The organism is Cryobacterium levicorallinum (assembly GCF_004402405.1).
Taxonomy (GTDB): domain Bacteria; phylum Actinomycetota; class Actinomycetes; order Actinomycetales; family Microbacteriaceae; genus Cryobacterium; species Cryobacterium levicorallinum.
Genome location: NZ_SOFE01000002.1, coordinates 38,997 through 65,089, shown reverse-complemented (window position 1 = coordinate 65,089; position 26,093 = coordinate 38,997). Strand labels below are relative to the sequence as shown.

Sequence of the window (26,093 nt, the reverse complement as noted above, 5' to 3'; positions counted from 1 at the left end):
GGTATGTACGGCCTGAGAGCATTCAATGATCAAGCCGAGACCTTGCCGAGGCGATAGTTTGGAGCCCATGCAGGACTCTTTCCACACAGAACATACCCCGATCGTCTCGGGTGCCTGGCGACGCACAGCCTGCGGGGCCGGGCTCCTCGCGGAAGACGGCAGCGTTGCAGCGAGTATATTCGCCGAGATGAGCGCGCTCGCCGCGCGCACCGGTGCCATCAATCTCGGACAGGGCTTTCCGGATGAAGACGGACCAGCCGAGGTTCTCGAGGCCGCCCGCCAGGCGATCAGCGACGGGGTGAACCAATATTCGCCTGGGCGCGGCCAGCCGGTCCTCCTCGAGGCGATTGCCCGGCACCAGCAGCGGTTCTACGGGCTGAAGCTCGACCCCGGCAGTGAGATTCTGGTCACGGCCGGCGCAACCGAGGCGCTTGCGGCGACCATTCTGGCGCTGATCGAACCGGGTGACGAGGTCGTGACCTTCGAGCCGTTCTACGATGCCTACGGCGGACTGATCGGCCTGGGTGGCGGCATCCATCGAACGGTTCCGCTGCGTGCTCCCGACTTCCAGCCCGACCTCGACGCCCTGCGCGCCGCCGTGACCGATCGCACCCGACTGATCATCGTGAACGATCCGCACAACCCGACCGGCGCGATATTTCCCCGGGAGACTTTGGAGCTGATTGTCAAGCTCGCGCACCAGCACGACGCGTTGATCGTCACGGATGAGGTGTACGAACACCTCACGTTCGGGGCGCCACACATTCCGATCGCGACGCTGCCGGGGGCGTGGGAGCGCACGGTCACCATTTCATCCGGAGGCAAGACGTTCAGCCTGACCGGCTGGAAGGTGGGGTGGCTGAGTGCACCCGCCAAAATCGTGACCGCCATTCTCGCGGTCAAGCAGTTTCTCACTTATGTGAACGCGGCGCCGTTTCAGCCGGCCATCGCGGTGGGGCTCGACCTGCCGGACGCGTATTTTGCGCACATCGCCGCCGAGATGAAGGGCAAGCGTGATGTCCTGGCCACGGGGCTTCGCGCGGCCGGATTCGCCATCAGCGTGCCGCAGGGCTCGTACTTCATCGTGGCGGACGCCACACCGCTCGGTTTCACCGACGGTGCCGACCTCTGCCGCCGGCTCCCCGAACTGGCCGGGGTGGTCGCGGTGCCGATTGCGGCGTTCTGCTCCCCCGCGCACCGGGGCGAATATGCGCCGCTCGTGCGGTTCGCCTACTGCAAGAAAATAGAATTTCTGGAACAGGCGTCGGCCGAGCTGGCCGCCCTCAAACCACGCTAAGTTTCGCGAGAGCGCAAAAAGTGCCCGATTGAGAGTGTCAATCGGGCACTTTTTGCGCTCTCGCGGGGCAGTTAGGAAGCCAGGGCGGGGTAGTCGGTGTAGCCGCGGGCGCCGTCGGCGTAGTAGGTGAGCGGGTTGGGCTCGTTGACCGGCAGGTCCTCCTGCCAGCGACGCAGCAGGTCGGGGTTCGCGATGGCCGCGCGACCGACCACGACGGCGTCCGCGACGTCGTCACGAACCAGGGCGAGGGCTTCGTAGCGCGAGGTAATCACGCCGAATCCGCTGTTCACCAAGAAGTTGCCACCGAAGCGCGCCCGCAGGTGTTGCACGAACTCCCCGGCCGGGTCGGCGTGCAGCACGCTCAGGTAAGCCAGGCCCAGCGGGGCGATCCCGCCGAGGAGGGCGCCATAGGTGGCCGCGAGGTCGTCGGCATCCGTTTCGAGGGCATCCTGAATGTTGTGCTCGGGCGAGATGCGCAGGCCCACCTTGCCGGCACCGATCGCCGCGGCGACCGCCGTGACAACGTCGATGACGAAACGGGCACGATTCTCGGGCGAACCGCCGAAGGAGTCGCCCCGCACGTTGGAGGCCGGCGAGAGGAATTCGTGCAGCAGGTAGCCGTTGGCGCCGTGCAGCTCCACGCCGTCGAATCCGGCCGCGATGGCGTTCTTCGACGCGCGCACGAAGTCCTCGATAATGCCGGGCAATTCCTCGGCGGTCAGTGCGTGGGGCACGGGAAAGTCCTGCTTGCCGTCGTAGGTGCGAGTACTTCCGGTAATGGCGATCGCGCTGGGCCCAACGACGCGGTAGCCGCCGGTGGTGGCTTCGTGCGTGACCCGGCCGGCGTGCATGACCTGGGCGACGATGCGTCCGCCGGCGGCGTGCACGGAGTCGGTCACGGCCTGCCAGCCAGCGAGCTGCTCCGGTTCAACCAGACCGGGCTGGCCGGGAAAGCCTTGGCCGGCGTGGCTCGGGTAGGTGCCCTCGCTCACGATCAGGCCGAGTGTGGCTCGCTGCGTGTAATGCAGGGCCACCAGCTCGCCGGGGACCCCAGACTGGCCAGAACGGATGCGGGTCAGCGGCGCCATCACGAGGCGGTTGGGTAGCTGCAGGTCGCCGAGGGTCAGCGGGGAAAAGAGGTTCACGGATACTTCTTTCTGAAAATAACGAGTCAGCCGGTCAGTCAGATCGACAGGTTCAGGGAGGACTGGCGGGCGGTCGTCGCTCTTCGCCCGTAGGCGGCAACGGCCGCGGCGCACTCGATATTCCTGCCTGTTAATTGGCTCAACGCGTGCGCTTCCTGCGCGTTGAGATTTCGTGCCCCATCTTTGTAAGGGCTGGGAGCAATCCGGCGCGGTCTGCGCACCGAACTATGCACATGAGCATCTTGATGACCCGACCAACGAGCAGAAGCCTCTCCGTCGCGACCGCCCTTGATACTCCGGGGCCGCGGCCGAAGCCCGGTCCGCGCCCGGCGCAACCCGTGCCGGCACCGATCCCCGAGCCGGCCGCCCAGCCCCGACCGGCACCCCCGGCGACCGTGCTGGGCTACAGCCCGTTCGCGCTCGACCCGGATGCGCGTCATTTTGGGCTGACGACCAGTTCGATGCGGCTGCGCGGCGGCACCGTCGTCGTGCGGCATGGGCGCCGCACGACCAGCCAGACCGCGACCATTCTGCTGCACGGTGCTGCCGGATCCTGGACGACCTGGACGCCCCTGCTGCAGGCGGCCCACGCCACCGAACGTGATCTACCCGATCTGATCATTCCCGACCTGCCAGGATGGGGCGACTCGCCGCTTCCCGCGGATGAAGCAAGCCTGACCGTCGAGTCGATGGCCGAGACAGTCGCCGAGGTGGCGCGCGCCCTCGGCTATGAGCGGTGGAACGTCGTGGGTCATTCCATGGGAGGGTTCATCGCGTTGCAGCTGGCGGCGAGCGAGACGCGGGCGACAGCATCCGTCGGTCTGGTCTCGGCCACGTCGTTTTCAATCCAGGACAGCGTGCGCCACCCGATTCGCCACTTCTTCGTGTTGCCGGCGTTCACCACGCTGCTGCTGACGATGCGGATCCTGCGGCTGGGCGGCAGCGCCAGCCGTAGCCTGATCACGGCCCTCGCCCGACTGAATCTACTGCGCGGCCTCGTTGCGCCGCTGTTTCGCCGCCCCGGAATCATCGACGGAGCCGTGGTCGCCGCGATCGGAACCGAACTGCGTCCAGCCGGGTTCGTGCTGGCCGCTGTCCGCGCCGGCGCCTACGACGCAACCCGGCGGTGGGCTCAGATCGTGTGCCCGGTGCGCGCCGTGCACGGTGACGACGACGTATTTGTCACGGCGGCCGACGACGCGAAGCTGCGCGAGGTTGTGCCCCAATGTGTGATCAGCACGATTGCGGGAGCCGGGCATTTCGGTCAGATCGAACGCCCGCTCGAAGTGCTGCTCCGGCTCGAATTCGCCGCTCCGCTGCCGGTCGACCCCGCCACAACGTGACAATGCGCTGGGCACTTGCTGAACTGCTTGTATTTGTCCCCCCAACGGAGGACAGTGAGGAGCATTATCCGGTTCCACGTAAAAGTGCAGGCTTCGCTTTCAATCGTTCCGGCTCCAGTGTTTCAACACCCTTCGCTTCTCGCTGAGGGCAGCACGACCGACCGACCGACCGAAAGTAGCACTCATGGGCTCGCTTACATATGATCGAGTCGTCGTAGAATTCGAAGACCGAATGTTGGCACATCTGCAACTCGTGATCGTTCAGAAACTGCGCCACGGTGAGAGTTTTCTGCTCTCCTGGCGCGATACCACCGTGATCGGCGACGGGCGGAGTTCGGCCTGGCTGAACCCGGCAATTCCGCTCTATTTCAAGTTCGCCGGTGACCACGCCCCGACCATCAATCCGAACTGGGTCGCTCAACTCAGCCGTTCGGCGAACAGTTCCCAGGGGCTCGTCGTGACCGCCGAAGAGAGTGCGGCCGTCGACGCCACCCACACACCCAAAATTGAACCGGCCATCGGCATTCGGGCGGCCGCCCAGACCCGCGCGACCAAGGCGAGCGTCAGCGAACGCTAGCCGGGTCAGCGCCGTCAGAATCAGCGCGGCACGACGGCGAACCGGCGCAGCGCCAGGGCCGGGTTGATCGCGCGCACCGTTGCAACGCGGGCCGGTTCCAGAAAGGCGATCGCGACATCCGCTGCCTCACCAAGACTCACCAACGCGACGCCCATCGGGTCGATGATCATGCTCGTACCCACGCCGATCGGCGGCGTGTGATCGGCGGCGGCCACGAACACGGTGTTCTCGAGCGCCCGGGCCGTCAGCAGCGTGCGCCAATGGTGCTCCTTGAGGGGACCGCGCACCCACTCGGCCGGCACCAGCACCAGGGTCGCTCCGGCATCGACGAGGCGACGGGTTACTTCGGGAAAGCGAACGTCGTAACAGGTCTGCAGGCCCACCCGCAGTCCACCGACCTCGAAGATCTCGGGATCGTCGATGTCCCCCGGCAACACCCAGTCGGATTCGCGATCGCCGAAGGCGTCGTAGAGGTGCAGTTTGCGATAGCTCGCGACGAGGCATCCGGTCGGATCGACGGCGACGAGGGTGTTCGAAAACCGGGCCGGGTCCTGCGTTGTCTCGAGCATGCCGGCCACAATGTGGATGCCCAGCTCGGCTGCGAGCGCGGCGAGCGCCGTCTTGAACGGGCCATCGAGCGGCTCCGCGGCGGCCACGAAGGCCGGCCCGAGTTTGGGCTCGAAGAAGGCCGAGTACTCCGGGAACACGACCAGGTGGGCACCACGCCGGGCTGCGGTCGTGGCCAGCTGGCGAATCACGGCCCGGTTCTGCGCTTTATCGGTCCCCGGCGCGAACTGGGCGACGGCAACGCCCACCGCGGCTGGCTGGTCTGGCTGCGCTGTTGGGCTCATGGCGAAAGCCTAGCTGGCAGCCGATGCCGACACCGTGGGGCAAACGGATTGGTCTTTGCAGCAAATTCGGGGCGTTTCGATGGCTACCGTTAACAATGGCTGGGTAGGTTGACCGGGTGACCTCCGCTATCGCGCCTCATCCCTTGGCTTCTCGCGCGCTGGCCCGACCCGATTTCACCCTCCGGTCAACCGGATGGTCAGCCTTTCTCGTGGGTCTCGTCGCCTTCATCGTGTCGGTCGCCTGGTCCTGGCAGCCGTCGTACTGGGGCGATGAAGCGGCCAGTGTGATGTCCGCCGAGCGCTCACTGCCCTCACTGTTCCTAATGCTCGGCAACATCGATGCGGTGCACGGCGCCTACTACCTGTTTCTGCACGGCTGGATTGACCTGTTCGGCGCCTCCGAGTTCTCCACCCGGCTGCCGAGCGCGATCGCGATCGGCGCTGCCGCCGCCGGCACCGTCGTTCTGGCCGAAAAATTCATCTCCCGCCCGGCCGCGATCGGCGCCGGCCTGATCTTCGCTGTGCTGCCCCGAGTGACCTACATGGGGTCTGAGGCGCGATCGACGGCGATCGCGACGGCGATCGCCGTGTGGCTGACCGTGCTGCTGGTGCTCGCGGTGCGCAGCCGCACCGCGAGTCGCCGACGGCAGATCGCCCTGTGGGGTGGCTACTCCCTGCTGCTCGCATTGGGAATATACGTCTTCCTTTACCTGGCCCTGCTGCTTCCGGTACATGCCGTGGCGGTCGTGGCGCTGGCCCGCCGGCATCCGCTTCGCCGACCCACTGCCCGACTCTGGTGGAGCCTGGCACTCTGGCTGGGGGCAAGCCTGCTCGGGCTGCTGCTGGCCCTGCCCATTCTGCTCGCGGGCTCAGCCCAGCGGGAGCAGATCGCGTTCATCGGCCGCCGCCCAAGGGTCACCGTCTCTGAAGCCGCGGTCATGCAGTGGTTCGACACCGTTCCGGTCGCGATCATGGCCTGGGCGCTCATTATCGTGGCCGTAATGGCCGTATTTTTTCGGCTCCGCGGCACGCAATATCAGGCTGGTCTGCCCAGCCGCGGTGCGCTGAGCATTTTCCTGGCCTGGATGCTGCTGCCGAGCGGCATCCTCTTGATCGGCAACGAGTTAGTCACCCCCATGTACTCGACGCGCTACCTGTCGATCTGCGCCCCGGCGGTGGCCATCGTGATCGCCGTGGGGCTGGCCGCTCTGGCCAATAATTGGCTGCGCGCCGCAAGCGTTGCCCTGCTCGTGGCCACCATCGTGCCCGCCTACACCGTGCAACGCGGTGAATTCGGCAAGAACGAGGGCAGCGACTGGCGTCAGGCGGCGGCCGTGCTGGCCGCCGAGGCGCTGCCCGGCGACGGCGTCGTCTTCGACCAGAGCGTGCGCCCGTCGCGCATTCCGCGGCTGGCCATGCACCTCTACCCCGAGGCGTTCGCCGGCCTGCACGACGTGACATTGACCCGTGCCTACAGCGACACGGCCTGGCTCTGGGACGAAGTAGCCCCACTGCCCGACGCGCTTCCGGCCGTAGCGAACCTCAACACGGTCTGGCTGCTGCAATACTCGGGGAGTGCGGACTGGCGACATGAAACGGATGTCCGCACGCTGCAACTGCAAGGATTCCGCGTCGCCGAGACGACGCTGGTCAACCGCACCATCATTATTGAAATGACGAGGTAAGCCAGTGCCCCTGAACTCAGCAACCACCACGCTGGTCATCATTCCCACCTACAACGAGGCCGAGAACGTGGCCAGCATTGTTGAACGCGTTCGCTCGAGCGTCCCCGCGGCGCACATTTTGGTAGTCGATGACGCCTCCCCCGACGGCACCGGCAGCCTCGCCGATCAGCTTGCCGTCTCGGATTCGGCCGTACACGTTCTGCATCGCACCGACAAGACCGGCCTCGGCGCCGCCTACCTCGAGGGTTTCGGCTGGGCTCTCAGCCACGGCTATACCCAGCTTGTGCAACTCGACGCCGATGGATCCCACCGGCCGGAGCAACTCGCCAGTCTGCTGACCGCGGCCGAAACGGCCGACGTGGTGCTGGGATCGCGCTGGGTACCGGGTGGGGCCATCGAGAATTGGCCCTGGCATCGACGCGCTCTCTCCCGCGGCGGGTCCTTCTACTCCCGGATACTGCTGCGACTGCCCCAACACGACGCCACCGGCGGTTACCGGGTGTATTCGGCCCGCGCCCTGTCACGCATGGACCTCTCCAGCGTCGACAGCCTCGGCTACTGCTTTCAGATCGAGATGCTGCTGCACGCCGTGCGCGCCGACCTGCGCGTCGTCGAGGTGCCAATCACCTTCATCGAGCGGGTGCGCGGGTCGTCGAAGATGAACCCGCGCATCGCGATCGAGGCGATGGCTCGGGTGACGCTCTGGGGTGTGACAGGCATGGGCATCAGCCGGGCCGGCGCGCGCGCAGCTGCCGCAGCCCGCGGAGCCTGACTCCCAACGAATTTCGTTGCGGACCTGTGTGCGCAACAACAACGGACGACCGCCGTGGATGAGTTGCGCCAGCCGGACAACGACGGGTTTTCGTCACATTCGGGTGTTTGAGTCAGTTTGACTATATGATGGATCCAGCAGTTAGAGTCAACTAGACCTTTACGACTGGATCCCCGTGCTGGAACATTCCGTACAGACACCCCCGATCGCGCAGCAGAGCCCGCTCGCCGTCGGAGACGCCCGGGCGAGCGCTGCGGGGTCAGTCGCTGCGGGTTCAAGCCTGGCCGTGTCGACCGTGATCTTCGCCCTGCGCCCCGACGACGAGTCCGGGCTCAAGACCCTGTGGCTGCCCCTCGTTCGGCGCACCCGCGACCCTCACCGAGACCTCTGGGCGCTGCCGGGCGGATGGCTGCCGGCCGACGAAGAACTTGCCGCAGCCGCAGCCCGCACCCTGCGCGAGACCACTGAGCTGTCGCCGCGCTACCTCGAGCAGCTTTATACCTTCGGCGATATCGACCGCTCCCCCGGGCTGCGCGTGGTCTCCGTCGTGTACTGGGCGCTGGTGCGCTCTGAGGTCGCGGAACGGGCATCCGTTGGTGAAAACGTGCGCTGGTTTGCGGCCGACCAACTGCCGCCGCTGGCGTTTGACCACAACCGCATCGTGGAATACGCGCTCTGGCGGCTGCGCACCAAGGTCGAATACGCCCGCATCGCCCACGCCTTTCTCGGTGACACGTTCACCCTCGCCCAGTTGCGCGAGGTACACGAGGCCGTGCTGCAGAAAGCACTCGACCCGGCCAATTTTCGGCGATCGATGGAGTCGAGCGGCACCCTGATCAGCACCGATCAGCACGTGGCCGGTGCCCGCCATCGACCGGCGCGGCTCTACCGCTATGACGGTCGCGCCAGCGAGCACGACCCGCCGGGGCCGACGCTCTAACCTCCTTCTCACTTCCCATCACTTTCCTAGGAGCACGACCATGACTATTCCCTCGGTCGAGACCACCATTCGTCTCATCGGCACCGGCAAAGCCGCCGGCAGCACGTGCAGCCCCGACCTGGCAACAGATCCGTGGGAATTCGACACCCGAGCCCCGGGCTACGGCCCCGGATCGTCGATGGGTGACGTTATTCCGGCCGGCTCTCCCCGCCAGGGCGCACTGCCCGAGCGTTACCGCACTGCCTCGCCGGAGGAACTCAGCGCCCGCATCGTCGAGGCCAAGAACGTGCTCGGCGACTCGGTCGTCATTCTCGGACACTTCTACCAGCGCGATGAGGTGCTGCGGCACGCCGATTTCGTCGGCGACAGCTTTCAGCTCGCCCAGGCCACCCAAAGCCGCCCCGACGCCGCCGCGATCGTGTTTCTCGGCGTGCACTTCATGGCCGAAACCGCCGACCTGCTCTCCGGGCCCGATCAGGCCGTCATTCTGCCGAACCTCGCCGCCGGCTGCTCGATGGCCGACATGGCCGACATCGACTCGGTCACCGAGTGTTGGGAACAGCTCGAAGACCTCTACGGCACCGAAGCGGATGCCTCCGGCCGGGTTCCGGTAATTCCGGTCACCTACATGAATTCCTCCGCCGCGCTCAAGGGCTTCTGCGGCGAGCACGGCGGCATCGTCTGCACCTCCTCAAACGCCAAGGCCGTGCTCGAGTGGGCCTTCGAACGCGGCCAGCGCGTATTGTTCTTCCCCGACCAGCACCTCGGCCGCAACACCGCCAAGGCGATGGGGGTGCCGCTCGACCAAATGCCGATGTGGAACCCGACCAAGCCGCTCGGCGGCAACACGGCCGAGCAACTCGACACCGCCCGCGTCGTGCTCTGGCACGGTTTCTGCAGCGTGCACCGCCGCTTCACCGTGCCGCAGATCGACGCCGCTCGCGCCGAGCACCCCGGCGTGCGGGTTTTGGTGCACCCGGAATGCCCGATGGCGGTCGTCGACGCCGCCGACTCGGCCGGATCCACCGATTTTATAGCCAAGGCCATCGCCGCAGCTCCGGCCGGTACAACCTTCGCCATCGGCACCGAGATCAACCTCGTGAACCGGCTCGCCGCCCAGCACCCCGAGCACAAGATATTCTGCCTCGACCCGGTGATCTGCCCCTGCTCGACCATGTACCGCATCCACGCCGGCTACCTGGCCTGGGTGCTCGAGGCGCTCGTCGGGGGCGGTGAGGCGCCGAGCCAGGTCCTCAACCAGATCACGGTGTCGGCCGATGTCGCTGTACACGCGCGCGTCGCCCTTGAGCGGATGCTGGCGGCCCGACCGCCGGCATCCATTGCGCCCACTGCTTTGTCGGACTCGCACCTGGTCGGCGCCTGACATGGCCGCGATCCTCGTGATCGGCAGCGGCCTCGGCGGCCTGCTGGCCGCAGTGCGGGCAGCGGATGCCGGCCACCAGGTGGTGCTGGTCACCAAGTCGGTACTGCCCGAAAGTAATACCCGCTATGCCCAGGGCGGAATCGCCGCCGCCCTGTTTCGCGACGACTCGGTGGACACCCACGTGGTCGACACGCTGCGCGCCGGCGCCGGTCTGTGCGACCCGGCGGCCGTGCGCGTGCTCTGTGAGGAGGGTCCGGCGCGGGTGCGCGACCTGATTCGATTCGGCGTGGACTTCGACCGGGATGAATCCGGCGTGGCCCGCGGCCTCGAAGCCGCCCACTCCCGCTCCCGCGTCGTGCACGCCGGCGGTGACGCCACCGGCGCCGCGGTCGAGGCAGCGCTCGTGGCGACCGTGCAACGCCGCGCCACGATCGAGGTGCGGGAGCACACCATGCTGGTCGACCTGATCGTGGACGATGACCGGGTGACGGGCGCCCGCGTGCTCGGCCCGGACGGCGTGCAGCTTTCGCTGGCCGCTGACGCCGTGATCCTGGCCACCGGCGGGGCCGGCGCGCTGTTCACGCATACCACCAATCCCTCGGTCGCGACCGGGGACGGGGTGGCGGCGGCGTGGCGAGCGGGAGCATCCGTTACCGATCTGGAGTTTTACCAGTTTCACCCGACCGCACTCGCCGTGCCCGGCACACCGCTCGTGTCGGAGGCGGTGCGCGGTGAAGGCGCCGTGCTGCGCGATCAACTCGGCGATCGCTTTATGCTCGCCGAGCACGCCGACGCCGAGCTCGCGCCGCGCGACGTTGTCGCCCGGGCGATCGCCAGCCAGATGGAGCAGCAGGGCGGCACGCCGGTGCTGCTCGACGCAACCGCACTGGGCCGCGAGCTGCTCGAAACCCGGTTTCCCACGATCACAGCGGCCTGCCGGGCTGCCGGTTTGGACTGGGCGGTCGATCCGATTCCGGTGGCCCCGGCCGCGCACTACTGGATGGGCGGCGTGGAAACGGATGCCTGGGGTCGCACCAGCCTGCCCGGCCTCTTCGCCGTCGGCGAGGTCGCCCGCACCGGGGCGCACGGCGCCAACCGGCTCGCTTCCAACTCCCTGCTCGAGGCGGCCGTGTTCGCGGACCGAGCCGTTCGCGCGCTCGGCGAGCCCTGGCGGGCGAGCACGACGCTGTCCCCATTCGCAGTTCTCTCCCCCAGCTTCGCCAACGCGACCCGCTCTGAATACCTCCCCCACCCGCTGTTCGACCCGGCCAACGCGAGCCAACCTGCGGGTAGTTCCCCCTCGCTGGTCGAGCCTGCCGAGACCGCCACGAGAACACCGCCGGCCGGTCTCGGCACGCTGGTCAACCGCCAAACGTTGCAGCAGCTCCTTTGGGACTCTGCCGGAGTACACCGCTCCGGCGTCGGCCTCAGGCACGCCGCTCACAGCCTCACCCAGTGGGTCTCGCCGCCAGCGACCAGCCCCGACGTCGCCGCCCTCGAGGACCGCAACCTGCTCGACCTGGCCCGCCTACTCGTGAGCGCAGCCCGGGCCCGCGAGGAGTCGCGCGGCGCGCACTACCGCTCCGACTTCACCGACACCCGGCCCGAACTCGCCAGGTCTTACTCGCAATCCCGCTCACTCATTCCGGCCAAGGAGGCTATCGCATGCTGAGCAATCACTCCATCGACATTGTCGTGCAGGCCGCCCTCGACGAGGACGCGCCCTGGGGCGATCTCACTTCGGCCGTGCTCATTCCTGAAGACGCCGTCGCGACCGCCCGGCTCGAGGCGCGCGAACCGGGCGTATTCAGCGGCACCGCCGTCTTCGCGGCGGCCTTTCACCTGACCGACCCGCGCATTGAGGTGCGTCCGTTCGTCCAAGACGGCGATTCGTTCGACACCGGCGCCACGCTGGCCGAGGTGACCGGCCCCGCCCGCGGCATCCTGCAGGCGGAGCGCATCGGGCTGAACTTCGTGCAGCGGATGAGCGGAATCGCCACCCTGACCGCCCGGTACGTCGCCGAGACGGCCGGCACCACGGCCCGCATCGTCGACACCCGCAAGACCACGCCCGGGCTGCGCGCCCTGGAGCGCCAGGCCGTGCGCGATGGCGGCGGCCACAACCACCGGTTCAGCCTCTCCGACACGGTGATGGCCAAGGACAACCACCTCGCCATCCTCGCGGCCGGCCCGCTCGGCCTGACCGAGGCCCTGCTTGAAGTGCGGGCGAAGCTTTCGCACACCACCCACTTCGAGGTGGAGGTCGACCGGCTCGACCAGATCGACGACGTGCTCGCGGCCGGCATCGACACGATTATGCTCGACAATTTCTCTTCGGAGGACCTGCTGAAAGGCGTTCAGCAGATCGCCGGTCGGGCCATCGTCGAGGCCAGCGGCGGAGTCTCGCTCGACACGGTACGTGCCATCGCGGCATCCGGTGTCGACGTCATCTCGGTCGGTGCGCTCACCCACAGCGTGCACTCGCTCGACCTCGGGCTCGACGTGGCCATTCGGGTGAGCGCGCCGGCCGGATTCGCACTCTGACCCCATGATCTACCTGGACAACGCCGCAACGACCCCGGTACGCCGCGAGGCCCTCGAGGCCATGTGGCCGCACCTCACGAGCGGCTTCGGTAACCCGTCGAGCCACCACCAGGTCGGTGAGGCGGCCGCCGCCGCGCTGCGGGAGGCGCGGCGCAGCGTCGCCCGGTCGCTCGACTGCCGCCCCGGCGAGGTGACGTTCACGAGCGGCGGCACCGAAAGCGACAACCTCGCCGTCAAGGGGATCGCACTCGGCGCCCCGCGCGGCCGCCACATCGTCACGACTCCGATCGAACACGAGGCCGTGCTCGACTCCTGCGATTACCTGCGCCGGCTGCACGGTTTTGAGATCACCCTGCTGCCAGTGGATGCTGCGGGCCGCGTCGACCCCGCCGGCCTGGCCCGCGCGCTCCGCCCCGACACCACCCTCGTGTCGGTGCACTACGCCAACAACGAGGTCGGCACCGTGCAGCCCCTGGCTGAACTGGCCGCTGTCGCGCAGGGTGTGCCCTTTCACACCGACGCGGTGCAGGCCGGTGGCTGGCTCGACCTCAACGTAAAAGCCCTCGGCGTGGACGCACTGAGCCTCTCCGGCCACAAGCTCGGTGCTCCCCCCGGCATCGGCGCCGTCTTTCTGCGCGGCCGCCTCGTGATCGAGCCGCTGCTGCACGGCGGTGGCCAGGAGCGCGGCAAGCGCAGCGGCACCGAGAACGTCGCCGGTGCGGTGGCCCTGGCCGTGGCGCTGCGCCTGGCCGGCGAGGAACGGGCTCTCACTGCCCAGCGCACCAGCGCCCTCCGCGACGAGTTCATCGGCACGGTGCTGCGCGAGACGCCGTCGGCCCGGCTCACCGGGCACCCGACCGACCGCCTGCCGGGCACCGCATCGTTCGTATTTCCGGGCACCAGCGGCGAGGCTGTGTTGCTCGAGCTCGAAGCGCGCGGCATCGTCTGTTCGAGCGGGTCCGCCTGCGCGGCCGGCAGCAGCGAGCCTTCGCATGTGCTCACTGCCATGGGCCTATCGGCCGACGTGGCGTTGACCGCTGTTCGGTTCACGCTGGGTGCTGGCACGTCGGCGGCGGAGGCGGCCGAGGCGGCGGCATCCGTTCGTGCAGCGGTAGCTGCGGTCGCCAGTCTCGGTACCTGACGCGAACCCTGTGCTCCGGCTGGGATACATGAGAAAAGCTTGACATTGGTCTGCGCTTCACCGATGCTGGGGACCACTAGCCAACACCCCCACAATGGGGAATGACACGATATGCCCGTTCAACTCGGCCCATCATTGTCACCGTGGATAGCCAACTCGGCCATTTCAGCAAGGAGCACCTCCACCGTGTCACGTTCACCCCGTTTTGCCAGCACAGTTACCCCCGAACGCGCTCTGCCCGCACGCACTCTGCCCATACTCGCGTCTGCTGTACTCGTCATATGCGCCGTTGCCACGCCTCTTTCGGCCTCAGCGGCCACGGCCGTCACAGTATCAACCGTGGCCCAGCTCACGTCCGCGCTTGCCAGCGCCACACCCGGTACCGTCATCACACTGGCCGACGGCAAGTACCTCGGTAAGTTTACAGGCGCGCAATCCGGCACAGCTGGTGCACCGATCACCGTGACGGGTTCCCGACGCGCCGTGCTCACCACGGGCTCTGCAACACAATCCGGCTACGCCTTGCACCTGACCGCACCGTACTGGAACCTGTCCGGATTCAGCGTTACACAGGCAGCCAAGGGAATTGTTTTGGACAATTCCGACTTCAGCGTCATCGACGGTGTGAACGTGGGATCGATCGGCCAGGAAGCCGTGCATGTGCGAACGAGCAGCAGCAATGTCACCATTCGCAACAGCCTCATTCACGACACCGGGCTCAAGACTCCGGCGTACGGGGAAGGCATCTACGTCGGCAGCGCCAAGAGCAATTGGGGCTCCGTCATGGGATCATCAACGACGCCAGACCGCTCGGACAACGTCATCGTTGAGAGAAACACCATTACCAACACCACGGCCGAAGGTATCGACATCAAGGAAGGCACCACGGGCGGTCGCATAATTCAAAATTCCTTCCACCGCGCCGGATGGTCGGGAGAAAACTCTGCCGACTCCTGGGTGGACATCAAGGGCAATGGCTACACCATCTCCGGCAATACAGGGGATTCGACCCTGCTGGATGCTTTTCAGGTTCATTCAGTGCTTACCGGCTGGGGCGGGCAGAATGCATTCAGCTGGAACACCGTAACGGGGGGCGTACCCGGCTACGAAGTTAACATTGTGTCGAAGACTGCCGGAAACACCGTGAAATGCGATTCTTCGACGGCCACGAAGGGACTCACCAACATCGCTTGCAGCTAGAGCGCTGCTTCCCGTCGGCCGCCCACCAACGCCAACCCCTCGATCGAGTACAGCGCACTCCCCCCCCCAGTCTGGGGGTGGCCTCCGGCATTTCACCTCCCCTAGGGTCAAATCAATAGCCGAGAGATCGTCAGGTTATGGCCGCTGTGTGTCGGGTCAACCGCGATCTCGATCTCCGTCGATCGGGCCCCGTCCCGGGACTGTCTTTGGCTTGCTTACCCGGCAATGCTTAGGCAAGGACACCCGTCACCATGCCCCCATCCGCTTTTTTCGCTTCGGAACCCGCACTCCTGCAATATGGTTGGCACGTCGTTACCGACACCCTTGCCAGTCTCGCCCCGTACTTTCCCATCGCCATCGCCGGATCAATCGTCTGGGCTCTCTGGCTCTATCGTGTGGTTTTGTCCCGCCGGGCCCACGCAATCGAGAGTACTTTTCGTACGACGTGCTCTGTCGTCGTGCCGTCGTTCCATGAGGATCCGGAAATTCTCCTGCGTTGTTTGGCGTCCTGGCGCGCGCAAGACCCGACCGAGATCATCATCGTGCTCGATGTCGCCGACATCGAGGCCTACGAGCGCATCGAGGCTTTGAGCGACCCGCTGATTCGACCGATTCTGTTTCACCATGCTGGTAAAAGATCAGCACTCGGTGCCGGCATTCGTTTGGCCGACTCAGAACTGCTCTTTCTAACTGATTCAGACACGTCCTGGACCGATGGCTTTCTGGAGGCCGCTCAGAAACCATTCATTGATCCGCTGGTGGGCGGCGTGAGTACCCAACAGAACGTCTACCAGCGCGAGACCAGTTTGTGGCGCCGGATCGCTGATTGGCTCGTCAATCTGCGCTACTACGACTACGTTCCGGCTATGGGGCGCGCTGGTGCCGTGCCCTGCGTTTCTGGCCGTACCGCGGTCTATCGTCGTGACGCGGTACTGCCCGTCCTCGACAATCTTGAGAATGAATTCTTTCTGGGTCGACGCTGCATCTCGGGAGATGACGGCCGTCTCACGTGGCTGGTTCTGGCATCCGGTTATAAAACCGTGCACCAATCCTCCGCCCGTGCGCTCTCAATGTTCCCGTCCAGCTTTGCTGCGTTCGTCAAGCAACGTGTGCGCTGGAGCCGCAACTCCTACCGCTGCTATCTCACCGCAATTGCGAAGGGGTGGCTCTGGCGCGTTCCCTTCGTCACAAAAATTACTGTGCTGCAGATTCTCCTCACGCCGGTCACGATGGGACTGACCATCGGATATCTGCTGTTCAGCCGACTGGAATTGAGCACGCTGGGCATCGTGGCCACGGTCGGTTGGCTACTTCTGGGGCGCGGAATCCGCGGTTTCTCGCACCTGCGGCGACACCCCGTTGAAATTTTTCTTCTACCGATCGTAGCTCTGACCGTAATCTTCATCGCGCTCCCCATCAAGGTTTTTGCCTTCGTGACCATGAACAAACAGGGCTGGTTGACGCGCCACGCCGATAGCGTCGGAGGCGACGGGCAAACGGCCCGCACGCTTATCGCGGAACCGGTGCACTAATGCGGTTGCTTCCCGCGGTGCTGGCGATAGCACTCGGGGCCTTCGTCGCCCTACCTGTGTTTCCGGTGCTTCCGGCCGCCGCAGACGACCAGACAACCGCCACCGCCGCGCCCTATCCAGGCGATCCGACCGCCGAAGCCCTGCTCGTTGCCGCCGAGGACCGACGGCTCATTGACGTTCGGGCAATTAGCAACGCAGCCGAATGGACCGGCGTCAATCAATTCAAGCCGTATCGACTGGCTACCGGCAGTTCATACACACTGGTGTTGACCAGCCGTGAGGCCGACTACTCGTTTGACGATCTCCTCAAACTTTCCCCACGAGGGTTGGTGCGTCAGCCCGACGGTTCCTACCTGCTCTCAGAGAACATCGTCGTCGAGGAGGGCGCAACCCTCAACTTTCACAGCAGCGATGGGCTGGCACTGCGTCTGGTCAGCAGCTCTGATCTCTTCGTGTCCATTGTCACAATGGGTGGCTCCCTCACCCTGGGAGGGTCAGCCGAGGAACCGCTGGATGTCTCAAGCTGGGATCCAGACACCGGAACGGTAGACACGGACACGTCGGATGGACGAGCTTACATTCGTGTCATCGGCGGCCATGCAAGCTTTTCGAACGCGAATTTTCATCATCTCGGTTTTTGGTCCGGCATGACCGGCGGCGTATCCCTGACCGGAACCGAGCTTCCAGCCACCACGACGGAGAGCAAAGGCGACCTTGCTCTATCGGACGATGGTAACCCGATCGTGTACGGGCAGGAGCTCATTCCGGCTGGACCGGATGAGGCGCAAACGCTGGACCTCGAGCCGGACCTGAGGGGTTACAGCTATGTGTCGGCGTCGATCACGTCGTCTCATTTCGACCACAACGCCTTTGGGCTGTTTGTCACGAGTGCCGAAGGTGTCGATGTCCACGACTCCGAGTTCAGCGACAACATAGTCAATGGGTTGGTGTTTCATCGCCACGTGACAAACAGCCGAGTCTCGAGCTCCGCATCGACGAACAATGCGCTTGACGGATTTGCTCTCTCCCGAGCGACCACCGGGGTCATCTTTGACGGATTGACGTCATCGGGAAATGGCCGCAATGGCGTCTCCATCGACGGCCGTCCCCTCGCAGAGGGGCCGAACGCCACTGGCAACCCCACTGGCACGTTTGGAAACAACACAATCAATAATTCGATAATTACCGCGAATGGTCGGTATGGCATCGACGTTGTCGGCGGCATTAACATCACTCTTTCTGGCAATACCGTCAAGAACCACACGATGGGCATTGTGATCCGCGGCGGGACAGATAGCGTGATCGTCAAGAATAACCTCGTGGAACGCTCCGACCTCCAGGGAATAGCACTGCGCGATCTGGTGCAAAATGCCACGGTGCAGGGCAATACCGTGGTCGGAGGCGGCATCGGCATCTATCTGCGGGATTCCTCGGGTCTCATCGACCGAAACGTCGTCGAAGAGGTCAACAACCACGCGATCACACTTGTGGGCATCGCGGCACCATCGACGGTGAGCCACAACACTGTGTCGGGTACGGGACCGAGCGGCATCGACGTGTCCCGCACCGAGGGGACGATTCGGGCCGAGAACGATCTCGACGACTGGAGGAGCACGAAACCGCTGGATGTCCTGTTGCGGAGCATTTTTCAGCCGCTCACCGTCATGTGGCTCAGCCTGGGACTTCTGGTGCTCATCACCGCCGGCACCGGAATGCGACGCAAGCGCACGGGAATTGTGCATCCTTATGCCAACCTGGCTCCGATGAGTACCCTAACCTTGGGCGTGGTCGATGCCGCCGACCTGAATCAAGTGCGAACGCCTCCAGCTGCGATCGCTGACCCGAAGTTCGGCGCACACCGCTCCGAGCAGCCGCCTGAACGCGTTCTACGGGCGTTCGAACCAGACGGAATGGAACTTACTACGTGAAACAGCTGCTCGCCAACCGACCTTGGTTCGCCTTAGGCGCTGCATTTCTGGGAGGCGCACTGGCCGTCGGCTTGGTCTGGGCATCCGTTTCAATAGCCCGGCCTGCCCCTGCAGCCACCGTTGCGGAGCCGACTGCGGGCGCGTCCCCCGTGCCTTCGCCCTCCGCCACAGCCGCGCAACAGGACTCTGTGCGGCCCCAACCAGGGGCAGGTTGCCCGCGCGCGACGATCGACGTAGTATCGGCTGACGAGCTGTCCTCAGCACTCATCGACGCCGCACCCGGGGACGTCATCGGGCTGGCGGACGGAAACTATCAGGGCAACTTCGTCGCGACGACGTCAGGCACCGTCGACGAGCCGATCACTCTGTGCGGCGGAACCGACAGTGTGCTCGACGGCGGCGACCCGATGAACGGCTACGTGATGCATCTCGACGGCGCCCAGTATTGGAATCTGGTGGGGTTTTCTGTCACAAACGGGCAAAAAGGTGTCATGGCAGACGGTACTGTCGGGTCCACCATTCGCGCATTGACCGTCTCTACGATCGGCGACGAAGCCATCCACCTTCGCCGGTTCAGCACCGACAACACCGTCGCCGACAACATCGTTTTCGACACCGGGTTGCGCAAACCGAAGTTCGGCGAGGGTGTCTATATCGGCACAGCCGACAGCAACTGGTGCGATATCAGCGGATGCCAGCCAGACCGGAGCGATCGCAACACGGTGACGGGCAACTCGTTCTCGCAGACGACCTCGGAAGCCGTCGATGTGAAGGAGGGCACAAGCAACGGAATTGTCAGCCACAATACCTTCGACGGGTCGGCGCTGAGCGAGGCCGACTCCTGGGTGGATATCAAGGGAAACGGCTGGGTCATCGACTCGAACACCGGCACGAATTCGCTCCGTGACGGTTTTCAGACCCACGAGATCCTCGACGGGTGGGGCACAGACAATATCTTCCGCAATAACACCGCCGCCGTGAACGGTCCGGGCTTTGGCTATTCGATGACGCCGGAGCTCAGCAATATTGTCGAATGCAATAACACCGCCACCGGCGCCGCGGAGGGCGTCATGAATGTGACCTGCCGCGCCTCCTGACAACGTCGCTATGACCTGATATTGTCATGACAATCAGCCAAAGCTCTTGGCATGTCAGTGAAGGGGTCACATGAGCGCGAAGGAAGAAAACACGCTCCCCATGGGAATGTTCATGGATCTGGAACGGTCCGGCCCGATTCCGCTGTATTTTCAAGTCTCGCAGCGCATCGAGAAGGCCATTCTCAGTGGTGAACTGCCGGCCGGATCACGCTTGGAGAACGAGGTCGCCCTCGGCCAGCGCCTGGGCCTTAGCCGCCCAACAGTGCGCCGCGCCATCCAAGAAATCGTCGACAAGGGCCTGCTGGTGCGCCGTCGCGGCATCGGAACCCAGGTCGTGCACGGCCAGGTGACGCGCAAGGTCGAACTGACCAGTCTCTACGACGACCTCACCAACACGCATAAGGTTCCCTCGACGCACCTTCTCGCTCTCGAAACCCGGGTAGCGGATGCGAAAACGGCTGAGCGACTCGGCGTGGCCGAGGGCAGTCCCACCCTGTACATTCGGCGCGTGCGCCTGGCCGATGACGTGCCGGTCGCCGTGATGGAAAACTGGCTCCCCGAGGAATTCATCGGAATCGAACCCAACGATCTCGTCGCGCACGGGCTCTACCAGGTGCTGCGTTCGCGCGGTGTGACGATGCGGGTCGCCCGCCAGCACATCGGAGCACGCAAATCCACCAACGAGGAGTCCGTGCTGCTGGAGATCGAGAAGAATGCGGCGCTGCTCACGATGGACCGCACGGCCTTCGACAACTCCGGACGCGCGGTCGAGTTCGGCCAGCACTGCTATCGCCCCGACCTGTACTCCTTCGAAGTAACGCTGGTCGAGAAGTAGCAGTCCTGCCAAAAGCACCAAAAAAATGTCTGGTCACCTAACCCCAAAGGGTCAGACGGCCAGACTTTTTTGTGGATCCAGCGGGTTAGGCGCGAGCGAGTTCGTGGGCGAGAGCGTCAAGTTCCGCTCCCCCGGCCATGAGCTTGGTCATCTCTTCGATCGTGATCTCGCTCTTCTTGAAACCGCCGAGGCTGGTTCCACGCTTCAGCAGCAGAAACCGGTCGCCGAGCGGGTAGGCGTGGTGCGGGTTGTGCGTAATGAAGACGACGCCGAGGCCGCGATCGCGGGCCTGAGCGATGTATTTCAGCACGACACCGGCCTGCTTGACTCCCAGAGCAGAGGTCGGCTCGTCGAGGATGACAACCTTCGCGCCGAAATACACGGCTCGGGCGATGGCCACCGACTGGCGTTCACCGCCCGACAGGGTGCCGATCGGCTGGTCGACATCGCGCAAGTCGATGCCCATCTTGGCGAGTTCTTCCTTGGTGATCCGGCGCATCCCCTTGACGTCCAGCTGGCTGAACGGGCCGAACCCGCGCGTCAATTCGGAGCCGAGAAAGAAGTTGCGCCACACCGGCATCAGCGGAACCACGGCGAGGTCCTGATACACCGTGGCGATGCCCAGGTCCAGCGCCTCGCGCGGGCTGCCGAAGGTGCGCTCGACACCGTAGGCGAGAAGCTTGCCGTGGGTGTGCGCGTGCGCCCCGGAGAGGATCTTGATGAAGGTCGACTTGCCGGCACCGTTGTCCCCCAGCACACAGAGCACCTCACCTGCCCCGACCGAGGCCGATACTCCCCGCAGCGCCAGAATCGAACCATATGTCTTGCCGATATCCCGAACCTCAAGAATGGGCGGGGCAGCGGATGTGTCTCCCGGCGTCATGAGCGAACTCCTGCCTGGCGGCGTACATAAAGGTTGACGAGCACGGCCAGCAGCAGCATCCCACCGAGGAACGCCTTGAGCCAGTTGTTATCCCACTGGGCGAAGACGATGCCCTGCAGGGTCATGCCGTAGATGAGAGCGCCGAGGGCCGCACCGATGGCCGATCCGTAGCCGCCGGTCAGCAGGCATCCGCCTACCACAGCGCAGATGATGTAGATGAATTCCTGGCCGATTCCGGTCGTGGCCTGCACCGTCGAGACGTCGAACAGCTGGAGCATTCCGACGAGCCAGCCCGCACCGGCGGTGGTCATGAACAGGCCCATTTTGACCTTCATGACCGGCACGCCCACCTGGCGTGAGCTTTCGATCTGGCCACCGACCGCGAAGATCCAGTTTCCGGAGCGAGTACGCAGCAGAATCCAGGTGGCGAGAGCGGTTATCGCGATCCACCAGACGATGGAGATCTTCACGTCCATGCCGAACAATGCGAACGAGGAGCCGAAGAACACCTTGACAGCATCGAAGCCGGGAACGTCGCTCATGCCCTGAATCGACACCGTGCCGGTGATGATCTTGGTGACCGCGAGGTTCACTCCCTGCAGAATGAAGAAGGTGGCGAGGGTGACGATGAAGCTCGGCAGCCCGGTCTTCATCACCACGAAGGCGTTCGCCGCACCGATGGCCAGGGCAATCGCCAGGGCAATCACGAGGGCGAGCCAGATAGTGACGCCCCACTCGGTCGTGACGATTCCAACGATCAGTCCGGTCGTACCGACCATGGCACCGGCGGAGAGGTCGAACTCTCCGCCGATCATGAGCAGGGCAACCGCGACGGCCATGATGCCGAACAGCGATGCCGAGTAGAGCCAGGTGGCCACGCCGGCAGGCGTCAGAAACGCCTGCGTCGAGACCGAGAAGAAGATAAAGATCGCGAGGGCGGCCACTGCTGCGCCGACCTCGGGTCGGCGCAGCAGCGTGATGATGAGACCGGCTGGCTTGAGCCTTTCATCGATCATCCGTTCATCAGTCACCGCGGGTGCGGTACGGGTCATCGCGTTCCATTCTTCGCGAACTTCGCGACCTGATCGGCGTTGTCTTTCGTGACGAAGCCAGGGCCGGAGTAGACCGGCAGACCGCCGCCGACAACATCGCCGTTGCGAGCCTGCAGGGTGAGGAAGGTCACCGGGAGGTAGCCCTGGGAGTAGGGCTGCTGGTCGACGGCGAACAGGATCTTGTCGTCGAGTATCAACTGGGTGACGTCGGAAGACACGTCAAAGGTCGCCAGTTGCGCCGTGCTGGCGGCTTCCTCGATGGCCTGGCTGGCCGCGACGGCGATGCCCGGGTTCAGGGTGAGCACGCCATCGATGGACGAGTCGGCCAGAAGGCTGCTCTTGATGGTGTTCTGAGCGTCCGCGATGTTCGCGACGTCAACCTGAACGTTGGTGACCGTGCCGCCGAGGGTGTCAGCTGCTCCATCGCAGCGTTCTTCCAGCCCGGTGTTGCCGGCCTCGTGAATGACGCAGATGACGTTGCTGACACCAGCTTCGGCGAGCTGCTCGCCCGCGCCCTGGCCGGCGATAAACTCACTCTGACCGATGTGGGTCTGGGCACCGAATTCCTTGGACTGCTCAAGGCCGGAGTTGATGGTGATCACCGGGATTCCAGCGGCGACCGCCTTTTCAACCGCATTCCGAACGCCGTCGGGGTTGGCCATCGAGACGATGAGGCCATCCGGATTCGTGGCGATGGCTGCAGCGATCAGCTGGCTCTGCTTCACCGGGTCGCCATCGCCCTGGTACGTGACGGTAACCCCCAGGTCGGTGCCGGCCTGCTCCGCGCCGCTCTTGACGACATCCCAGAAGGTGTCCCCCGGTGTTCCGTGCGTGACGACGGCGATGACAATCTCAGCGGATGCGGCGGTCGTCGTGTCTGCCGAATTGGCCGTGCATCCTGCCAGCGCCAGGGAAATGACGATGAGCGCGGCGAGCCAGTTTCTGTTCTTCTTCATGTCTGCAACCTTCGTTGCATCAATTGTCGCCTGTCCAGCGTGAAATCGACGTACGCGATCCAAATCGCAGTCACGCGCCCGATTCGCTCCCGACCTTCTCATCTTGCCCAAAAGTGATCTCGCCAAGACCTGGATCGAGCCTGTCGAGACTTCGATCAGCAAAAGTCAGGCGCCCAGCGGGCGGAAGGTACAAAAAAGCCCCCGGAACCAAGGGTTCCGGGGGCATCTGTTGCGGGGGCAGGATTTGAACCTACGACCTCTGGGTTATGAGCCCAGCGAGCTACCGAACTGCTCCACCCCGCGCTACAAGTTCAAATTTAGCACACCCTGAAAGCTCGGTCGACCACTTGTGGCGATATTGCCAATTGGGCACCGAAAATGGTTTCCTCTACTGGCATCAAACACCATCAAGCAGGACAGCCGCAAGGGATCGCCATTCTCCGTACCAACAGGTATTCAGGTATGGACAGCTGCTCTAACCCGGTGAAGTCGGAATCGATTCACGGGAAGATCCACGGCCTTCCACCTTGCCGCTGCACGCCACGGATCCGCAGCGTTCCCAGTGCACCGCTTCCGGGCGTCTCAGCGCTCCCGAAGTGTGGCGTGGAATGCATTACTCCACGGTGTTGGCCAAATAAACAAACAGTGTAAAAGTTTCATTTATATATTCGATTTACTATCAACTTGACCATCCGCCTCAGATGATGGCCGCCAGTGAACTCCCGCTCATTCAAAGGTGAATCACGTAGAACTGCGGATCAGACCTCTGGAGTTTGAAATTTCTCCGCACAAATCAAAAATGAGTTGCGCTCGCTTTTGTGTTCGATTCGGAGTAGAATCGTTGCGAAGGAGGCAATGGCGCCCATGTTCATGGAAAACACCGGTGAGGCCAGTTCGAATGCTGTCATTGTGGCGGTCGGGCAGGCTCGGGAGATTCTCCTGAAAGCGTTGGGTTCGGTGTCGTTTGGGTCGCTGGGAGATGAAGAATCCTTGAGCATATTGCTCGCCCTCGAGAGCGTCGGCCGGGTTGTTGATGGTGCCCGGGTGCTGTCCACGACGGATGTGCTGCGCCGCTCCGAATACCTTGATGCGTCCGTTGCTAAGACTGCTGCGGCAAAGACGGCCGATCAGACCGAGATAGAAGCGGCTGGCGCGGTGTCTCTGGCCCGCCGGCTCGGCTGCCGCAGCGGCCTCATGCTGGTGTCCACCCTGGCGCGGTTGTCGCGCAGTGAGGTGCGGCAGCGCGCGTCGCTCGGCAAGAATGCCGGCGAGCGGATGCTGCTCGGCCGGCCCCTCGCACCGACCTACCCCGTGGTGGGTGAGGCGTTGCAGGGCGGGGAGCTCGGAGTGGAGCAAGCCCGCGTCATCGTGTCCGTGCTCGACGGCCTGCGCGCCTCGGTGCTGGTGGACGACCTCGACCGCGTCGAGCGCTCCCTGGTAGCGAGCGCGTCCGGCGCCATTACCCCGGAGACCGAGGGGCTGCCCGGTGCCGGTATCGCATTTGCGCCGGAGTTACTCCGGCAGCAGGGCATCGCGTGGCAGGCGCGCCTCGCGCCCGACGGGTGCGCTCCGGGTGAGGCCACGGCGGAACGGCGCAGCTGGTTCGCCTTCGGTGGACTGAATAACGGCGGCTACAGCCTGAACGGCTGGCTGACCACCCTCGACCGGGCCATCATCGGCACCGTCTTCGACGCCTACCTCTCCTCCGCTGCCGTAAACCCCGTTCCCGGCGCGGTTCCCCGAGCCACGGTCGCCTTCCACGAGACCGAACCGTGCGAACTATCCGATGCGGACAGCACGCACAACGATGAAACCGACGGCATCACGGACAGCGACGGTAATGACAGCAAAGCAAGCACCAGCACTGATAGCAGCGCCAGTGACGTCCTCACGATTGGCGCCAACGATGGCCGTAGCGCGCAGGCCTCGAACGATGTCCCGGTCGAGCACTGCGAAAGCGGCGAGCAGACCGGCGGCCAGCACGGGCAGGCCGACGACGAGAACGGCCCGATCGGCCGTGCCCAGGGCTACGACCAGGGCTACGACGAGCGGACCGGAGCAAACGCGGGCCAGGCCCTCAGCCCCTGCCCGCAGGAACCCGCCGATACCCGCTCGATCAGTGAGAAGCAGGCCGGGATCCTCCGCGCGGTGTTCGAAGCGGCCGCCCGGCAGCCGGGCACCCCAACGATGGGCGGCGCGGCACCGACGGTACTCGTGCACATCACTATCAACGACCTCCTCGCCGGCCGCGGCGCCGGCTGGATCGACGGCATCGACGGACCCCTCACCGTGAAACAAGTCGATGAGCTGCTCTGCGCCGGCGGGTATCAGCCCGTGTTGTTCGGCCACCAGGGTCAGGTTTTGCACCTCGGCGACAGCAACCGGTTCTTTACCGCTAGTCAGCGCCGCGCATTGGCCGCCCGCGACGGCGGCTGCGTCATCCCCGGCTGCACCGTGCCACCGCAGCTAACCCAAGCGCATCACGTCGTGCCCTGGCGCAAGGGCGGCCTCACCAACATCGACAACGCCGTACTGATCTGTAACGCCGGGCATGCGAGCATCGAGACCTCCGGCTGGGACATTGACATGAGAGACGGCCGCCCCTGGGTTCGCGGACCCCTCATCTTCGACCCCACTCAAACCTGGCGCCCCGCCGGACAAAACCGTGCCGCCACCCCGGCCGAGAAACCCAACTGGGAAAAGTAGGCCCGCGCGGTCGCGTGCGCGGCCAACGGGATGGCTGGGCTGAGCAGACAGCCAGCGCAGGGCTATGGCGGCCTCGACCCGGTTGTCGAGCCTGTCGAGAGACGACCGACGGAATGGTGGCGTTGTCGAGATTGGTAAGTTTCGTGACTGTGGCGGTTTCGGCAGCCTCGGAGAGTGGAAGGGCGCCGTTGTCAAGACCGGCCGAATCTTCGACTTCTCACATCG

21 protein-coding genes and 1 tRNA gene are annotated in these 26,093 nt (G+C 64.7%); 16 read left to right on the top strand and 6 right to left on the bottom strand.

Annotation, left to right across the window (positions count from 1 at the left end):
• Positions 1–67 precede the first annotated feature (67 nt).
• Positions 68–1,297 (top strand): aminotransferase class I/II-fold pyridoxal phosphate-dependent enzyme, encoded by a 1,230-nt coding sequence (locus tag E3O11_RS01630; RefSeq protein WP_092450189.1) that lies wholly within the window; start codon positions 68–70, stop codon positions 1,295–1,297.
• Between the two features lie 71 nt (positions 1,298–1,368).
• On the opposite strand, the gene E3O11_RS01625 is transcribed toward E3O11_RS01630, so the two are convergent.
• Positions 1,369–2,442, bottom strand: coding sequence for an alkene reductase (locus E3O11_RS01625; protein ID WP_092450191.1), 1,074 nt, complete (start codon positions 2,440–2,442; stop codon positions 1,369–1,371).
• 338 nt (positions 2,443–2,780) lie between these two features.
• Here E3O11_RS01625 and E3O11_RS01620 point away from each other — a divergent pair, with 338 nt between their 5' ends.
• Together E3O11_RS01620 and E3O11_RS01615 are read left to right on the top strand one after the other, a co-directional pair.
• The gene (locus E3O11_RS01620; RefSeq protein ID WP_104131902.1) at positions 2,781–3,785 is read left to right on the top strand and encodes an alpha/beta fold hydrolase; all 1,005 of its coding nucleotides are present in this window, start codon (positions 2,781–2,783) and stop codon (positions 3,783–3,785) included.
• A gap of 184 nt (positions 3,786–3,969) precedes the next feature.
• Positions 3,970–4,362, top strand: coding sequence for a DUF7882 family protein (locus tag E3O11_RS01615; protein ID WP_444979574.1), 393 nt, complete (start codon positions 3,970–3,972; stop codon positions 4,360–4,362).
• Between the two features lie 20 nt (positions 4,363–4,382).
• Here E3O11_RS01615 and E3O11_RS01610 read toward each other — a convergent pair whose 3' ends face one another.
• Positions 4,383–5,213, bottom strand: a complete 831-nt coding sequence (locus E3O11_RS01610) for a carbon-nitrogen hydrolase family protein (protein ID WP_092450195.1) — start codon at positions 5,211–5,213, stop codon at positions 4,383–4,385.
• Positions 5,214–5,356: 143 nt separating this feature from the next.
• Between E3O11_RS01610 and E3O11_RS01605 the strand changes: the two genes are divergently transcribed.
• From E3O11_RS01605 to E3O11_RS01550, 12 genes are all read left to right on the top strand, one after another.
• A complete protein-coding gene (locus E3O11_RS01605) occupies positions 5,357–6,898 on the top strand; it encodes a glycosyltransferase family 39 protein (protein ID WP_139226646.1) in 1,542 nt (513 codons plus the stop codon).
• A 4-nt stretch (positions 6,899–6,902) separates the two neighbouring features.
• Positions 6,903–7,670 (top strand): polyprenol monophosphomannose synthase, encoded by a 768-nt coding sequence (locus tag E3O11_RS01600; RefSeq protein WP_092450199.1) that lies wholly within the window; start codon positions 6,903–6,905, stop codon positions 7,668–7,670.
• A gap of 280 nt (positions 7,671–7,950) precedes the next feature.
• The gene (locus tag E3O11_RS01595) at positions 7,951–8,610 is read left to right on the top strand and encodes an NUDIX hydrolase (protein WP_233195049.1); all 660 of its coding nucleotides are present in this window, start codon (positions 7,951–7,953) and stop codon (positions 8,608–8,610) included.
• 40 nt (positions 8,611–8,650) lie between these two features.
• Entirely contained in the window at positions 8,651–9,994 is a 1,344-nt protein-coding gene (gene nadA, locus E3O11_RS01590; RefSeq protein ID WP_092450201.1) for a quinolinate synthase NadA, read from the top strand.
• A 1-nt stretch (position 9,995) separates the two neighbouring features.
• Positions 9,996–11,666 carry an L-aspartate oxidase gene (gene nadB, locus E3O11_RS01585; RefSeq protein WP_092450203.1) on the top strand — a complete coding sequence of 557 codons (1,671 nt, stop codon included), beginning with the start codon at positions 9,996–9,998 and terminating at the stop codon, positions 11,664–11,666.
• Positions 11,660–12,538 (top strand): carboxylating nicotinate-nucleotide diphosphorylase, encoded by an 879-nt coding sequence (gene nadC / locus E3O11_RS01580; RefSeq protein WP_092450205.1) that lies wholly within the window; start codon positions 11,660–11,662, stop codon positions 12,536–12,538. Before nadB ends, nadC begins: the two co-directional genes overlap by 7 nt.
• A 4-nt stretch (positions 12,539–12,542) precedes the next feature.
• Positions 12,543–13,679 carry a cysteine desulfurase family protein gene (locus E3O11_RS01575; RefSeq protein WP_092450207.1) on the top strand — a complete coding sequence of 379 codons (1,137 nt, stop codon included), beginning with the start codon at positions 12,543–12,545 and terminating at the stop codon, positions 13,677–13,679.
• Positions 13,680–14,018: 339 nt separating this feature from the next.
• Positions 14,019–14,879 carry a right-handed parallel beta-helix repeat-containing protein gene (locus E3O11_RS01570; protein WP_166787453.1) on the top strand — a complete coding sequence of 287 codons (861 nt, stop codon included), beginning with the start codon at positions 14,019–14,021 and terminating at the stop codon, positions 14,877–14,879.
• Between the two features lie 251 nt (positions 14,880–15,130).
• The gene (locus E3O11_RS01565; RefSeq protein WP_092450211.1) at positions 15,131–16,411 is read left to right on the top strand and encodes a glycosyltransferase; all 1,281 of its coding nucleotides are present in this window, start codon (positions 15,131–15,133) and stop codon (positions 16,409–16,411) included.
• Positions 16,411–18,339, top strand: a complete 1,929-nt coding sequence (locus E3O11_RS01560) for a right-handed parallel beta-helix repeat-containing protein (RefSeq protein WP_092450213.1) — start codon at positions 16,411–16,413, stop codon at positions 18,337–18,339. The genes E3O11_RS01565 and E3O11_RS01560 overlap by 1 nt, the downstream gene beginning before the upstream one ends.
• Positions 18,336–19,436 (top strand): right-handed parallel beta-helix repeat-containing protein, encoded by a 1,101-nt coding sequence (locus E3O11_RS01555; RefSeq protein ID WP_134495361.1) that lies wholly within the window; start codon positions 18,336–18,338, stop codon positions 19,434–19,436. Before E3O11_RS01560 ends, E3O11_RS01555 begins: the two co-directional genes overlap by 4 nt.
• Before the next feature lie 70 nt (positions 19,437–19,506).
• Complete coding sequence (locus E3O11_RS01550; RefSeq protein ID WP_092450215.1) at positions 19,507–20,271, top strand: GntR family transcriptional regulator; 765 nt, start codon at positions 19,507–19,509, stop codon at positions 20,269–20,271.
• 85 nt (positions 20,272–20,356) lie between these two features.
• Here E3O11_RS01550 and E3O11_RS01545 read toward each other — a convergent pair whose 3' ends face one another.
• From E3O11_RS01545 to E3O11_RS01530, 4 genes are all read right to left on the bottom strand, one after another.
• Complete coding sequence (locus tag E3O11_RS01545; RefSeq protein WP_092450217.1) at positions 20,357–21,154, bottom strand: ATP-binding cassette domain-containing protein; 798 nt, start codon at positions 21,152–21,154, stop codon at positions 20,357–20,359.
• Entirely contained in the window at positions 21,151–22,206 is a 1,056-nt protein-coding gene (locus E3O11_RS01540; protein ID WP_198415528.1) for an ABC transporter permease, read from the bottom strand. The genes E3O11_RS01545 and E3O11_RS01540 overlap by 4 nt, the downstream gene beginning before the upstream one ends.
• A complete protein-coding gene (locus E3O11_RS01535) occupies positions 22,203–23,162 on the bottom strand; it encodes a sugar ABC transporter substrate-binding protein (RefSeq protein ID WP_092450219.1) in 960 nt (319 codons plus the stop codon). The genes E3O11_RS01540 and E3O11_RS01535 overlap by 4 nt, the downstream gene beginning before the upstream one ends.
• Positions 23,163–23,391: 229 nt before the next feature.
• Positions 23,392–23,465 (bottom strand) — tRNA-Met (locus E3O11_RS01530).
• Between the two features lie 552 nt (positions 23,466–24,017).
• Here E3O11_RS01530 and E3O11_RS01525 point away from each other — a divergent pair.
• Complete coding sequence (locus E3O11_RS01525; RefSeq protein ID WP_092450221.1) at positions 24,018–25,868, top strand: HNH endonuclease signature motif containing protein; 1,851 nt, start codon at positions 24,018–24,020, stop codon at positions 25,866–25,868.
• Positions 25,869–26,093: the final 225 nt, after the last annotated feature.